Raw genomic sequence first — 14,714 nt, forward strand, 5'->3', positions numbered from 1 at the left:
GCGGCTCGGGAGGAAAGTTTTTTGGCGTTCGACACAAATAAGCTGGGCCGCATCGGGGACTGGATGCAGACCTATGTGGACCGCAAACGGTTTGCCGGGTGTTCGGTGCTGGTGGCGCAGGGCGGGCAAGAGGTCTACTTTGATGCCAAGGGCCAGCGCGACACGGATACCGGCCAGCCGTTCACCCGCGACACGATCGCCCGCATCTATTCGATGACCAAGCCCGTCACCTCGGTCGGCATCATGATGCTGGCGGAACGCGGGCTGTTCCACCTTGATGCGCCGGTCTCCGATTTCATCCCCGCTTTCGCCGATATGCGCTGCCTGATCGACGGCGCGACAGCGGCGGATCAGACCGAACCCTGCCAGACGCCGACACTGCACCAGCTGCTGACCCATACCTCGGGGCTGAGCTATCCGTTCAACCCCGGTATCACGGCGAAGGCGATGGACGAGGCCGACATCTTGTTCCGCGCCGATCAGGGATCGCTGACAGAGATGACCGACCGCGTGGCCGCCTTGCCGCTGGCGTTTCACCCCGGCACCCGTTGGGAATATTCCGTGGGCATCGACGTGCTTGGCCGCGTGATAGAGGTCGTTTCGGGCAAGTCGCTAGAGACGTTTCTGGTTGATGAAATCCTCGGCCCCCTTGGCATGGACGAAACGCGGTTTTCCGTGCCCGCAGGTGGCATTGACCGCTTTGCCTCGCTCTATACCCCGCTGGCAGGCAGCGCCTATGGCATGAACGCGGCCAAACCAGAGACGCCCGTGCTGCGCTGCGTGGACAAGCCCGACACCTCCCCCTTCCTGAACGCCGAGATGCATTCTGGCGGCGGCGGGCTGGTGGGCACCATTGATGATTACCTCAAGTTCGCCGAGATGCTGCGCACCGGTGGGGCGGGGCTGATTTCGCCCAAGACGCTCGACTTTATGATGCGCAATCATCTGCCCGGCGACATCGCGTCGATGGGGCCTGCCAGCTTTGCCGAACAACCGATGGAAGGGATGGGCTTTGGCCTTGGCGGTGCCGTGGTGCTGAACCCCGGTCGCGTCCGCGTTCCCAGCAGCCTAGGTGATTTCAGCTGGGGCGGCATGGCCTCTACCTTCTTCTGGGTTGATCCGGTGCTGGATCTGTCTGTCGTGTTCTTCACGCAGCTTGCGCCGTCCAGCTCGTACCCCGCGCGCCCCCAACTCAAGGCCCTCATCCACGGAGCGATGACATGAACGATATCCTTTGGACCCCGACAAAAGAGCGCGCCGATGCCTCGACCATGGCGGAATTTGAACGGTTCCTGAAAGACCAACGCGGGCTGACGTTCGACGACTATAACGCCATGTGGGAGTGGAGCGTGACCGACCTTGACGGGTTCTGGTCCGCGATCTGGGACTATTTCGACGTACAGGCCAGCGCGCCCTACACGACCGTGATGGCGAAGCGTCAGATGCCCGGTGCCGAATGGTGCCCCGGCGCGATGCTGAACTACACCGACCAGATCATGAAGCATGTGGACAGCCAGCCTGACGGCGATGCAATGATCGTGCAGTCCGAAACCTTTGGCCGCAAACGTCTGTCGTGGTCCGATCTGCGCGCACAAGTGGCAAGCGTCGCCGCGCATCTGCGGGATATGGGCGTGACCAAAGGCGACCGCGTTGTTGCCGTGCTGCCCAATACCGAAACCGCGATGATCGCCTTTCTGGCCACCGCGAGCATCGGCGCGATCTGGTCGCTTTGCGCCCCCGATATGGGGCATGTCGCAATTCTGGACCGGTTCAAGCAGATCGAACCCAAGGTGCTGATCGCGCAAGACGGCTATGTCCACGCGGGCAAAACCGTGGACCGTCGCGAAATCCTCGCGGGGCTAGAGGCGGCGCTGCCCAGTCTGGTGCAATGCGTCACGGTGCCCTTTGTCGGGGATCTGCCGAAGGGGCATGTGACGTGGGACAGTCTGCTGGACCGCGACGCGCCCTATGAAAGCACGCAAGTCCCCTTCGATCATCCGCTGTGGATCGTCTATTCTTCCGGCACCACCGGCAACCCCAAGCCGATCGTGCACGGGCATGGCGGGATCATTCTGGAATCCGCAAAACAATCGCTGCACCATGATCTTCGGCGCGGCGGGCGCTATTGCTGGCTGACATCCTCGGGCTGGATCATGTGGAACTCGCAGTTCACCGCACTGGGGCAGGGCACCACGGTCGCGATGTTCGACGGGGCACCAAATTATCCTGACATGGGCGTGATCTGGCGCTTTGTCGCGGATGAAAAGCTTGATTTCTTTGGCGCGGGCGCGGCCTTCTTTAGCGGTTGCATGAAGGCAGGGCTGACCCCACGCGACGAGGTCGACCTTTCTGCGCTGCGCTCGCTCGGCTCGACCGGGTCACCGCTGAGCTCTGATGCCTATGACTGGATATACACACAGGTGAAAGAGGACGTCTGGCTGGCGCCTATCTCGGGCGGAACCGATCTGGCGGGGGCCTTTGTGCTGGGCCATCCCGGCATGCCGGTGCGCGCAGGTGAAATGCAGTGCCGCGCGCTTGGCAACGCGGTGCGTGCCTTCGACGAGGATGGCAATGACCTGACCGGCGTGGTGGGCGAATTGGTCTGTACCGAGCCACTGCCGTCGATGCCGCTGTTCTTCTGGGGCGACGATGATGGCAGCCGCCTGCACGACAGCTATTTCGACACCTATCCCGGCATCTGGCGCCACGGCGACTGGATCGAGATCAACGAACACGGCGGGTCGGTGATCTATGGCCGCTCTGACGCCACGATCAACCGCAAGGGTCTGCGCCTTGGCAGTGCGGAAATCTATCAGGCCGTCGAAGGGCTGGACGAGGTGATGGACAGCCTTGTTGTCGACCTCGAATTTCTGGGGCGCGAAAGCTTTATGCCGCTCTTTGTGGTGCCAGCCCAAGGCGTCGCCTTTGATGACGCCTTCAAGGACAAGATCAACGCGGCAATCCGCAAGAACGTCTCGGCGCGGTTCATCCCGAACGAGATCATCGAGGTCGCCGAGATCCCCCGCACCCTATCTGGCAAAAAGCTTGAGGTTCCTGTGAAAAAGCTATTGCTTGGTCAGGATCCGGAAAAGGTGGTGAACAGGGATTCAATGGCCAATCCGGACAGCTTTGATTTTTATGTCGCCTACGCCAATGCGCGTGCGACCCAGAAGGACTGAACCCAGATGACCGACGTGGCCCGCCAACTCCTTGAATTGCTGGATATCGAACAGCTTGAGATCGACCTGTTCCGCGGCATCGGATCGGGCGGGGAAACCACCACGCGCATCTTTGGCGGCCATGTTATCGCGCAGGCGCTGATGGCCGCCTATCGCACGGTGCCGGACCGGATGTGCCATTCGCTGCATGCCTATTTCATCCGTCCCGGTGACCCGTCGATCCCGGTGATCTATCAGGTGGACCGTGCCCGCGACGGGGGCAGCTTTACCACGCGGCGGGTCGTCGCGATCCAGCACGGCAAGCAGATCTTCAACCTCTCGGCGTCGTTCCACGTGCCCGAAGAGGGCTGGGACTACCAGCACAAGATGCCTGACGTGAAAGGACCGGAACACTGGCTTGACCGCCCCGACCTGCGCGAACCCTATATCGAAAAAATCTCGCCCAAACACCGCGACGATTTCCTGCGCGAACGCCCTATTGAGATCCGCGAGGTTGATCCGCGCGATCTGTTCGAACCGGAAAAGACCTCGGACAAGAATTATCTTTGGTTCCGGATGGAGGCGGCAAAGGGGCAGTCCCCGATCATGCAGCACTGCCTGCTCGCCTATGCGTCCGATATGAACCTGCTCGGCTCGTCGCTGCGGCCCCACGGGCTGACGTGGTTCCAGGGGCAGGTCATGACCGCCAGCCTTGACCACGCCATGTGGTTTCACGCGCCGATCGATTTCTCTGACTGGCATCTGTACGAACTCGACGCCCCCTTCACCGGTGGCGCGCGCGGGTTCAATCGCGGGCTGATCTACAACCAGAACGGCCAACTTGCCGCGACAACGGCGCAGGAAGGGCTGATGCGCCCCTATAAAAAGAAAGAAGCTGCTTCATGACACAGACGGGGGGCCGCTATCCGGGTTGGCGACCGGGGATCGAACTGCGCGACGACTGGCTGGGACTGGTCCCCGAGACCGCAATCGACCCGCTGCGCGAGATTGTGGACCCCCACCACCACCTCTGGCGTCACGGCACGCCCGATGCCCCCGCCGTCTACGAGATGGACGCGCTTTGGCGTGACACCGGCGCCGGGCATAACGTGGTGCAGACGGTCTATATCGAATGTCGGTCCTATTGGGATCGCGACGCCCCCGCGCATCTGCAATCGGTGGGCGAGACCCGTACCGTGGCGCAAATGGCGGCGCAGACGCCGCGCGGTCAGGCGCAGATCGCGGGCATCATCGCGCAGACCGAACTGGTGCTGCCCCCCGACCAGCTGCATGCCGCGCTCGACGCGCATGAGGCCGCAGGGAACGGGCTGTTCAAAGGTATCCGCAACTCCGGCGCGCGCGATGCGGAACCGCAGCATCTGGCAATCCCCGGACGTGGGGTCGAAAACCAATACGGTGACCCTGATTTCATCCGTGGTGCCGAGATCCTTGGGGATCGTGGGCTGACGCTGGACAGCTGGCATTACCACCATCAACACCAAGAGTTTCTGGACCTTGCCCGCGCGGTGCCACAGACCACGCTGATCCTTGACCACTTCGGCACACCCTTGGGCGTTGGACGGTTCGACGGCAAACGCGACGATATCTTTGCCGCGTGGAAAGACCATATGTCAGAGCTGGCGGAATGCCCCAATGTGATGGCCAAGCTGGGCGGGCTTTGCATGCCCGACAATGGGTACGGCTACATGCACCGCGACCTGCCACCGTCCTCGGACGAGATCGTAGAGACGCAGGGCAAATGGTACGCGCATATGCTGGATGTCTTCGGTGCCGAACGTTGCATGTTCGAAAGCAACTTTCCCGTGGATCGCACGGCGGTCAGCTATGTGGTGATCTGGAACGCGTTCAAGAAGATGTCAGCGCATCTGGATGACGCGGCGCAAGCGGCGCTTTTTTCTGGCACTGCGCGGCGCGTCTATGGGCTGCCGCCCGCGTGACGCGGACGGCAGATTTTTACTTTAGGCGAATTTGAAAAAGCACAGTTTGTTGCCATCAAGGTCGCGGACATAGGCCCCGTAGAACCGGTCCGGCACCCTTTGCCCCGGCGCGCCCTCGTCTGTCGCACCAAGCGAGATCGCCTTGGCGTAGATCTCGTCCACTTCCTCTTTGCTGTCAGCGGTAAAAGCGACCATCACCCCGTTGCCGGGGGTAGGGGCCTCTTTGTTGTAGGGTTCGCAGACAGAGATCATGGGCGTGCCGCCGCCGGTGCCGATCATGGCGATCCGGCCGCTGTCAATCAGCACCTTGGCACCCTTGCTTTCGAACAGGTCGCAATAGAACTGCTTGGCGCGCGCCATGTCGCTGGTGCCCACGGTGGTATAGCCGATCATGATACATTCCCCTGCGGCTTTCTGCGGTCGCCGTACATCCGGTGCAGCTTGCGCATACCCCCGATCCAGCGATCGTAATTCTCGGTTTTCTTGCGCATATACTCCAGCACTTGCGGGTGGGGCAGCACAAGGAACGTCTCGTTGCGGATGGTTTCCAGACAGGCTTCGGCCACGGGTTCCGCTTCAAGCAGACCGTCGAGCGCGGCGACAGAATCTTCGTGACCGCGGGTCATCTCGCTGCGGACAGCCTGAGGGCAGAGCACCGACACCTTGATGCCGTCGTCACCATGGGACATCGCCAGCCATTCGGCCACGGCAACAGCCGCGTGTTTGGTCACGCCGTAAGGCGCGCAGCCGACCTGGTTCAGCAGACCTGCCGCCGACGCGGTGTTCAGCAGATAGCCGCCCCCGCGTTCGGTCATGCGCGGCACCAGATGACGGGCCGCCCAGACGTGGGCCATCACATTGATGTCCCAGATGCGCTGCCAGTCTTCGTTCGGCACTTCCATGCCGCCCGCGATCAATATGCCCGCGTTAGAGCAGAACAGATCAATCGGGCCGATGTCGTTTTCCACGGCATCGATCATATCCGCGATCTCTTGCTCGACACCGACATTCACACCGAAAGCCACGCCGTCGATTTCATCGGCAACCGCCTGCGCGCCCTCCTTGTTGAGGTCGACACAGACGACTTTCTTGGCCCCTTCCGCGGCAAAGCGGATGGCCATCGCCTTGCCGATGCCGCTTGCGGCACCGGTGATGACGATGATTTTATCCTTCAGTTCCATAGCAGCCCCTTACGTCCACATGTTCGACCCGCCACAAACGGTCAGCGCCTGACCGGTCATGTAGCGGCTTGCATCAGAGGCGAGGAACACGGCGAGCCCCGCAAAATCCTCTGCCTCGCCAAGACGGCGGAGCGGGATCTCGTTCTTGATGCGTTTCTCGACATCGGGATTATCCCACAGCTCGCGCGCGAATTCGGTTTTCACCAGACCCGGGCAGATTGCGTTGAACCGCAGCCCCTTGGGCCCGAATTCGGCGGCCAGGTTGCGCACAAGGCCGATCAGGGCCAGCTTGGACATGCCATAGGTGCCCAGCATGACCGACGGTTTGAACGCCCCGATGGACGAGGTGAACGCCATCGACCCGGCGCCTTTCTCGATCATGTCGGGGGCCACCATCTGTGCCAGCCAAAGATTGGACAGCACATTGGCGTTCATCGTCTTTTCATAGGCGTCATCTGGGATCTCGGACGTGGGCCCATAGTAGGGGTTCACGCCCGCGTTGCCGATCACGATGTCGATCTTGCCTGCCAGCTTGTGGGTCTCATCCACCAGCGCTTGCAGCTGCTCTTTGTAACCAACGTTGCAGGCGACGCCGAACGCCTTGCCCTTGCCAAGCGCGTTGATCTCGGCGGCGGCGGCGTCCAGCTGGTCTTGCTTGCGCGCCGAGATGACGACGGTCGCGCCATGCTCGGCCAGACCCTTGGCCATCGCCAGCCCCATGCCCTTGGAGGCGCCGGTCAACAGCGCCACCTTTCCGGTCAGATCGAATAGGGTCATACGCCACCTCGCGTACGGCCTGTGGCGATCTCTTCACGGGCGCGCGATGTGCGCAGGTTGGATTCCTGATAATCCTTGACCTCGGCGCGGGCGATCACGTGGTGGTGGACCTCATCAGGGCCATCCGCATAGCGCAGCGTGCGCTGCGACGTGTACATGCCCGACAGCGGCGACCACTGCGAAATACCTGTCGCACCATGCACCTGCATCGCCTGATCGATGATGTTGCAGACCTTTTCCGGCACCATCGCCTTGATCATGCTGACCCAGATGCGAGCCTCTTTGTTGCCCAGAACGTCCATCGCCTTGGCGGCTTTCAGAACCATCAGGCGCATGGCTTCAATCTCGATCTTGGCGCGAGAGATCGTTTCCATGTTCTTGCCCAGATCGATGATCTTCTTGCCAAAGGCTTCACGGCTCAGCCCGCGTTCGATCATCAGGTCCAGCGCCTTTTCCGCCGCCCCGATAGAGCGCATGCAGTGGTGGATGCGGCCTGGCCCAAGACGCACTTGGGAGATTTCAAAGCCCTTGCCTTCGCCCCAAAGGATGTTTTCCTCGGGCACGCGCACATTGGTGAACTTGATGTGCATGTGACCGTGCGGCGCGTCGTCGTGACCAAAGACATGCATCGGGCCGACAATTTCAACACCGGGGGTGTCGATCGGCACGAGGATCTGCGACTGCTGGCGGAAAGGTTCGGCGTCGGGCGATGTCTTGACCATGGTAATCATGATCTTGCAGCGCGGATCACCGGCACCGGAGATATAGTATTTCTCGCCGTTGATGACCCATTCACCGTTTTCCAGCACGGCAGAGGTAGAGATATTCTTGGCATCCGAGGACGCCATATCGGGTTCGGTCATCGCGAAGGCCGACCGGATTTCACCGGCCAACAGCGGCTTGAGCCATTTTTCTTTCTGCTCTGGCGTCCCGATCCGCTCCAGCACTTCCATGTTGCCGGTGTCAGGCGCGGAACAGTTCAGCGATTCAGAGGCCAGCGGGCTTTTGCCAAGCTCGGCCGCGATATAGGCGTAATCGAGGTTCGACAGACCTTCACCGGTTTCGGCATTGGGCAAAAAGAAATTCCACAGCCCATTTTCACGGGCCTTTTTCTTGGCGGTTTCCAGCAGCTCCAACTGGCCGGGCGCGTGTGACCAGCGGTCGGCACGACCTTCGCCAAGGCGGAAATACTCGTCGGTGATCGGATCTACATTTTCGCGGATGTGTTTGATGACGGCGGCCAACAGCGGCTTGGCCTTCTCGGACATCTCGAGATTATTCATTCCGGCCATAGCTTCGTTATGTGACATAGAGTGCCTCCTGGCAGTTGGTTCGATTATTTATTGACCCAGTTGGGTTTGCGTTTTTCGACAAAGGCGTTCACGCCTTCCTTGAAATCTTCGGTTTTGCTGAGGTCCGCGATCACCTCGCGTGAATAGGCGATGCTGTCTTGCATCCCGTCGCGCTTGTACATGTCGTTCAGGACGCGTTTCGTAGCCTTGACCGCCGACGGCGACACGGCGCACAGTTCCTCGGCCTTTTCCATCGCTTTCGCCATCAGCTGGTCGGCAGGATAGACCGCGTTGACGCAGCCCATCGACAGCGCCTCGTCGGCCATGATGGTGCGGCCGGTGAACATCATCTCTTGCGCGGCAAGCCGCCCGATATAGCGCGACAGGCGCTGCACGCCGGACGCCGCGGCGAAGAAGCCGACCTTGACCTCGGGCAGGGCGAATTTCGCCTGATCAGAGGCGAGGATAATGTCGCATGACAGCGCCGTTTCAAACCCGCCGCCCATGGCGAAACCGTTGACGGCTGCGACGATGGGCTTTTCCAGATCGAAACGCGAGGACAGACCGGCAAAGCCGCTGGCAGGCATTGTCGCCTTTGACCCGCCCGCAGCGGTGGCTTTCAGGTCGTTCCCCGCGGAGAACGCCTTGTCCCCCGCGCCGGTCAGAACCGCAACCCAAAGATCCTGATCCGCTGCAAATGCGTCCCAGCAATCGGCCATTTCATTGTGCATATCGACGTGCACGGCATTGTACACCTCGGGGCGGTTCATGGTCACAACAAGGATGTGACCCTTCTTTTCGGTGGTGATATATTGATAGCTCATACCTTCAGCCCTCCGGTGTCGATTTCAGTGAATTTCCCGCCATTCTTGGCCAGGTCGCGCAACAGCTCGGCGGGCGCGAATTCGGGGTCTTCGGCGCCCAGCTTTTCCATCACGTCCAGCACGGCCTGCGCACCGACCATATCGCCATAGAACATCGGGCCGCCCTTATCGGCGGGCCAGCCATAGCCGTTCAGCCAGACCACATCGATGTCAGAGGGACGCTGCGCCTTGTTTTCCTCGAGGATTTTGACCGCTTCGTTGATCATCGGATAGATGCAGATTTCGATGATCTGTTCCTGCGACATCTGGTTGGCTTCGGCGCCTGTGATGTCCTTGATCACACCGGCAACCACATCCGACGGGATCGGGCGGCGGGATTCATCATAGTCGTAGAAACCCGCTTGGGTCTTCTGGCCGCGACGGTCCATTTCACACAGCGCATCGCGGATCGGGTTTTCGGTCTTGGCCCCTTTGGACCAGCCGATATCCAGACCGGCCAGATCGGACATCTGGAACGGCCCCATCTTGAAGCCAAAGGCGTTCAGCGCGGCGTCCACATCCCAGGGCATCAAGCCCTGTTGCAGCAGCTTGTTGGCCTGTTTCTGGCGTGCGAACAAAATACGGTTGCCGACAAAACCGGGGCAAACGCCGACGAGCACAGCGATCTTGTTGATCTTGGCTGCCAGATCCATCGAGGTCGCGACCACATCATCAGCAGTATGTTTCGCGCGCACGATTTCGAGCAGTTTCATCACGTTGGCAGGCGAGAAAAAGTGCAGCCCGATCACGTCTTCGGGACGCTTGGTCATCGCCGCGATTTCGTCGATGTTCAACGCCGAGGTGTTCGTCGCAAGGATCGCGCCGGGTTTCATCACGCGGTCCAGCTCGGTGAAAATCTTGCGCTTCAGCTCCATGTCTTCGAAAACGGCTTCGATCACCAGGTCGCAATCGGCCAAGGCCGCCAGTTCCAGCTTGCCGTCAAAGCGATCCATCCGCGCTTCGACTTCTTCTTGCGGGAAACGGCCCTTATCGGCGCTGCGCTGGTAGTTGCCGCGCACGACCTTCAACCCGCGGTCCAGCGCTTCTTGCGTGGTCTCGACGATGGTGACGGGGATGCCCGCGGTGGCAAAGTTCATCGCGATGCCGCCGCCCATCGTACCCGCGCCGATGATGCCTACGGATTTGATCTCGCGCTGTTTGGTGTTGGCGGGCAGGTCCGGGACCTCCCATGCGGCTTTGCCGGCAGCACCGATATAGGCACCAATTTCTGCGTCGGTTGGGGTGTTCATAGTCTTCCTTTCTTCCGGCCCGGTTGGTGGGCCTTATGTGTCCAGACAGGCCGCGCGGATCGCACGGCGGTCAATCTTGTCGGTGGCACCACGGGTCAAAGGACCGTCCTGGCACCACAGTTTTTCAGGTATCTTGAATTTGGCCAGCCGCCCGTCGAGGTGCGCCGCCATATCGGCTTGCGTCAAAGGCTTGCCATCACGGGTCTGCACAGAGGCCCCGACGACTTCGCCCAAGCGCGCATCCGGCACGGAAAACGCGCAAGCCTCGATCACATCGGGATGCGTGTGCAGCGCGCCTTCGACATCCAGACAAGCGATGTTTTCGCCGCCCCGGATGATGATGTTCTTCTTGCGATCAAGGATGGTGATATAGCCTTCGGCGTCGATCACACCCAGATCACCGGTGCGCAGCCAGCCGTCTTGCATCGTCTCTTCTGTGGCTTCCGGCTTGTTGAGGTAGCAGCGCATATTGGCGGGGCTTTTGACGGTAATCTCGCCCAATTCGCCCTGCGGGACATCGTTGCCCTTGTCGTCCAGAAAGCGGATGTCTTGCAGCGGCGGATGCAGCTTGCCTGCGGCGTCGGGGCGTTTGTTGTATTCCTCGCCCACCATGCCGATGCCAAGCGCGTTCGTCTCGGTCATGCCCCAGCCTGTCGCGATATCGGCGGCGGGGAACTGGTTTTTCAACTGCGCGACCTGCGCCGCAGGGCGTTTCGCCCCGCCTGCGCCAAGCCAGGTGAGCGTCGGCAGGGTTTCCCCCATACGCTTTGCGGCTTCCAGCAGGTCGGCAGATTGCGTCGGCACCCCCAGAAAACGGGTCACGCCCTCGCGGTTGATCACGCGCACCGCTTCTTCGGCGTCCCACTTGTGTAACAAGGAGATCTTGGCACCAGCGGGCAGGCTAAGCAGAAACAGCGGATGCGTCGCGGTGACGTGGAACAGTGGCGTGACGATCAACCCCGACGGGCGCGGCGCGGGCGGTGCGCCGGGTTCAGGGGGGGCGACCAGCGGCGCGGCGACGGCCTGTAACAGCCAGCTGAACACCGCGCTAAGCGCACCACGGTGGGTCTGCACCACCCCTTTCGGCTTGCCCGTCGTGCCAGAGGAATACATCACCGCAAAATCATCGTCCGTGTCCAGATCGACCCCTTCGGGCGGCGTTTCGGCCATGCCCTGCATGAGGTCCGACAGCTTGTGTGGGCCCATCTCCTCGGCATCGCGCACGCCGATCAGACGCAGGCCCAGATCATCCTCGAGCGGTTTCATCCGTTCAAAACGGGGACCATCGGCAAAGACCGTCTTGGCCCCGCTGTCTTGCAACGCATAGTCAAGCTCTTCGGTGGTCCACCACGCATTGACGAACACCACCACAGCACCCGCCGACGCGACCGCCAGCGTGAGCATGAGCAGTTCGGGGTAGTTGCGCATCGCGATTCCGACACGATCGCCGGTCTTGATCCCCAGCGTGTCGCGCAGCCCGTTGGCAATGCGGTTCACATCGGCGGTGAACGCATCATAGGTCCAGCGTTCATCCTGATAGACCAGAAACTCCGCCGCGCCATTTCCCTGGATTTCGCGGCTCGCCTGGATCAGACCGCCCAGGGTTTTCGGGATATTCTTGAATGTTTTATAGGTGACGCCACGGATATTACTTTCGGTTACTTCGAACGTCGGGTTCGTTGAAACCACGTGGCGAATGGCTTCTTCGGGGGTCATTGCGGTCATATGCACCCGCCCGCAGACAGCATAGATACAGATAGTGTGGCCATTTCGTCCTCCCTTATCGAGCCTGTTGGCGGACACTCCTCCACGATTGTCCGCGACTCTGATTTCTGCAGCCTAAGCGCTAAAATTCAAACTGCCAATACCGCATGATGGAACGATGTTCCGCAAGCTGACGTTTGACAGGATTTTACGCGCACCAAGGCCCTCCGCACGTGCGGCCCCATATCTCGGCGAAAATTGACCATGAATATAAAGGTAAGGAAAGCCCTACTTTCCCCGAAACCGGGGAAAGCGGCCAATGGCACCTGCGATGTCATTGAAACATCGCGTCACTTGCGGGGCGGCAGATCCCCCGCCGCAGCCGCTTATGTCGGCGTTCAGGTGCCGACGGTGCCGCAAATCAGCTCGGGGAGCCGCGTGGCAGGGGGCGTATTCCGGCTGCGCAGGCTGCGTACCACGCCATCAATCACCGTCATGCCAACACCGGGCAGATTACCCAGTTGCACAGATTCAAGCATATTTTTGCCGGGCGCATGCTGTGCCTGATCCATCAGGACGAAATCCGCGCATTTGCCGACCTCGATCAATCCGGTGTCCAGCTTGCGTTGCCGTGCGGTGTTGCCGTTGGCAAAGCAAAAGGCGACCTCGGCAGGTACATCGCCAAGCGACGACAGCATCGCAACCATGCGCATGATCCCCAAAGGCTGCACGCCAGATCCCGCCGGACCGTCGGTGCCAAGGATCAGCTGATCAAGCTTGTCCAACTCGCGCGCGGTGTTCAGCGTCAGCAAGGCGGCGCGTTCGTTCCCGTTGTGCACGATCTCAAGCGCGGCCTTGCAGCCCTCGCACAGGCAGATGATCTGATCGTCGGGCAGAGCAGAGTGCCCGCCGTTGATATGCCCGACCACATCCGTTCCGGTTTCAAGCACCATATCCGCATCGATCAACCCTGATCCGGGGATCGACGGGCCGCCGGTGTGGATCGTGCTTTGCATGCCGTATTTGCGTGCCCATCCGACCATCTGCGCGGCGGTCTTGCCGTCCTTGACCGTGCCCAGTCCGACCTCGCCCAGCAGGGTCACGCCGGCCTTGGCCATCTCGGCAAAGTCTTCTTCGACCATGCCCTGTTCGATCACCGGCGCGCCCGCGTGCACCTTGACGCCCGAGGGGCGGAAGTTTTCGTACCAACGCTGCGACGCGATCGCCATCGCCTTGAGACCGACGATATCCTTCGGGCGGCCCGGCATATGCACTTCGCCGGCAGAGATCAGTGTGGTCACCCCGCCGTGCAGCGTTGAATCGATCCACCCCAACTGCTGCTGGCGCGGGGTATAGTCGCCCACTACCGGGTGCACATGGCTGTCGATCAACCCCGGTGCCAGCGTCGCGCCATGGGCGTCGACTTCTGTCGTGGCCCCGTCGCAATCCATATCCTTGGCATAGCCCCATTCCGTGATCTTCCCGTCCATCGCGATCAGGCAATCCCCGTCGGCAATGGGGTCTTCCATCTTGCCGGTCAGGATCATCCCGATGTTCCGGATCACGAGTTTTGCAGAAGTGTCTGACATGGGGCACGCCTTTCAAGCAGCATCAGTTTCATTTGAACGCTAACAGAAAAATGCGACCGATCAAGATGAAACACTTGACAGATAATCATTCGTATACAAACAATAATACATCCGCAGCCGATAAGGACTTTCCATGGACGCCGCTTCTCTCTCTCGCCCCAGCTTTCCGATCCCCGCAGGTGTCTTTGCCGAAACGGTGACGGAGGTGCAGCATTATACCGACAGTCTGTTCCGCTTCCGCATCACCCGCGACCCGTCCTTTCGCTTCCGGTCGGGAGAGTTCGTGATGATCGGGCTGCCCAATGCCGAAAAGCCGGTGTTCCGCGCCTATTCCATCGCGTCGCCGTCGTGGGACGAGGGGGTCGAGTTCTATTCTATCAAAGTACATGACGGGCCGCTGACGCAGCACCTGCAAAAGCTCAAGGTCGGCGATACCGTGCTGATGCGCCGCAAGCCGACGGGAACGTTGGTGAATGACGCCTTGCTGCCCGGAAAACGGCTGTGGATGTTCGCCACAGGCACCGGCATCGCGCCTTTCGCGTCGGTCATCCGCGACCCCGAGACGTATGAGAAGTTTGACGATCTGATCCTGTGCCACACCTGTCGCACCGCCGAAGAGCTGACCTATGGCCGTGATCTGGTCGCCAGCCTCAAGGCCGATCCGCTGGTGGGTGAATTAGCGCAAAGGCTGACCCTATACGACACGCTGACCCGCGCGCCGTGGCCACGCGAAGGGCGGCAAACCGACCTGATGGCGTCGGGCAAGATGTTCCGCGATTTGGACGTGCCGCCGATCTCTCCTGATCGCGACCGCGCGATGATCTGCGGGTCGATGGCCATGTTGAACGACACCAAGGCCGCGCTCGAATCCTATGGGCTGGTGGAGGGGGCGAATAACCGCCCTGCCAGTTTTGTGGTCGAAAAAGCCTTTGTCGGCTGACG

General features: G+C 60.8%; 13 protein-coding genes. 5 read left to right on the forward strand and 8 right to left on the reverse strand.

Annotated features, from left to right (window positions below; translation table 11 throughout):
- The first annotated feature begins 21 nt into the window (after window positions 1–21).
- From B4F27_RS03600 to B4F27_RS03615, 4 genes are read left to right on the forward strand one after another with little or no spacing between them, the layout of a single operon-like run.
- Window positions 22–1,224 (forward strand): serine hydrolase domain-containing protein, encoded by a 1,203-nt coding sequence (locus B4F27_RS03600; protein WP_286758884.1) that lies wholly within the window; start codon window positions 22–24, stop codon window positions 1,222–1,224.
- Window positions 1,221–3,179, forward strand: a complete 1,959-nt coding sequence (locus B4F27_RS03605) for an acetoacetate--CoA ligase (RefSeq protein ID WP_286758885.1) — start codon at window positions 1,221–1,223, stop codon at window positions 3,177–3,179. Before B4F27_RS03600 ends, B4F27_RS03605 begins: the two co-directional genes overlap by 4 nt.
- A gap of 6 nt (window positions 3,180–3,185) precedes the next feature.
- Window positions 3,186–4,064 carry an acyl-CoA thioesterase gene (locus tag B4F27_RS03610; RefSeq protein ID WP_286758886.1) on the forward strand — a complete coding sequence of 293 codons (879 nt, stop codon included), beginning with the start codon at window positions 3,186–3,188 and terminating at the stop codon, window positions 4,062–4,064.
- Window positions 4,061–5,116, forward strand: coding sequence for an amidohydrolase family protein (locus tag B4F27_RS03615; RefSeq protein ID WP_286758887.1), 1,056 nt, complete (start codon window positions 4,061–4,063; stop codon window positions 5,114–5,116). The genes B4F27_RS03610 and B4F27_RS03615 overlap by 4 nt, the downstream gene beginning before the upstream one ends.
- Before the next feature lie 21 nt (window positions 5,117–5,137).
- On the opposite strand, the gene B4F27_RS03620 is transcribed toward B4F27_RS03615, so the two are convergent.
- The 8 genes from B4F27_RS03620 to B4F27_RS03655 form a co-directional block, all read right to left on the reverse strand.
- Window positions 5,138–5,509 carry a VOC family protein gene (locus B4F27_RS03620; protein ID WP_005848865.1) on the reverse strand — a complete coding sequence of 124 codons (372 nt, stop codon included), beginning with the start codon at window positions 5,507–5,509 and terminating at the stop codon, window positions 5,138–5,140.
- Window positions 5,506–6,297: an SDR family oxidoreductase gene (locus B4F27_RS03625; RefSeq protein WP_009824292.1), complete on the reverse strand. Its 792-nt coding sequence runs from the start codon at window positions 6,295–6,297 to the stop codon at window positions 5,506–5,508. The genes B4F27_RS03620 and B4F27_RS03625 overlap by 4 nt, the downstream gene beginning before the upstream one ends.
- 9 nt (window positions 6,298–6,306) lie before the next feature.
- Entirely contained in the window at window positions 6,307–7,074 is a 768-nt protein-coding gene (locus B4F27_RS03630; RefSeq protein WP_005848869.1) for an SDR family NAD(P)-dependent oxidoreductase, read from the reverse strand.
- A complete protein-coding gene (locus tag B4F27_RS03635; RefSeq protein ID WP_037942093.1) occupies window positions 7,071–8,357 on the reverse strand; it encodes an acyl-CoA dehydrogenase family protein in 1,287 nt (428 codons plus the stop codon). Before B4F27_RS03635 ends, B4F27_RS03630 begins: the two co-directional genes overlap by 4 nt.
- Before the next feature lie 53 nt (window positions 8,358–8,410).
- Entirely contained in the window at window positions 8,411–9,190 is a 780-nt protein-coding gene (locus tag B4F27_RS03640; RefSeq protein ID WP_009824290.1) for an enoyl-CoA hydratase-related protein, read from the reverse strand.
- Window positions 9,187–10,479, reverse strand: coding sequence for a 3-hydroxyacyl-CoA dehydrogenase (locus B4F27_RS03645; RefSeq protein WP_009824289.1), 1,293 nt, complete (start codon window positions 10,477–10,479; stop codon window positions 9,187–9,189). The genes B4F27_RS03640 and B4F27_RS03645 overlap by 4 nt, the downstream gene beginning before the upstream one ends.
- 33 nt (window positions 10,480–10,512) lie before the next feature.
- Window positions 10,513–12,204, reverse strand: a complete 1,692-nt coding sequence (locus tag B4F27_RS03650) for a class I adenylate-forming enzyme family protein (RefSeq protein ID WP_286758888.1) — start codon at window positions 12,202–12,204, stop codon at window positions 10,513–10,515.
- 377 nt (window positions 12,205–12,581) lie between these two features.
- Complete coding sequence (locus tag B4F27_RS03655; protein WP_286758889.1) at window positions 12,582–13,772, reverse strand: amidohydrolase family protein; 1,191 nt, start codon at window positions 13,770–13,772, stop codon at window positions 12,582–12,584.
- 133 nt (window positions 13,773–13,905) lie between these two features.
- Between B4F27_RS03655 and B4F27_RS03660 the strand changes: the two genes are divergently transcribed.
- Window positions 13,906–14,712, forward strand: a complete 807-nt coding sequence (locus tag B4F27_RS03660) for a ferredoxin--NADP reductase (protein WP_286758890.1) — start codon at window positions 13,906–13,908, stop codon at window positions 14,710–14,712.
- The last annotated feature ends 2 nt before the right edge of the window (window positions 14,713–14,714 follow it).

Origin of the sequence: Sulfitobacter sp. UBA1132, from assembly GCF_002311545.1 — a bacterium.
Classification (GTDB): Bacteria; Pseudomonadota; Alphaproteobacteria; order Rhodobacterales; family Rhodobacteraceae; genus Sulfitobacter; species Sulfitobacter pontiacus.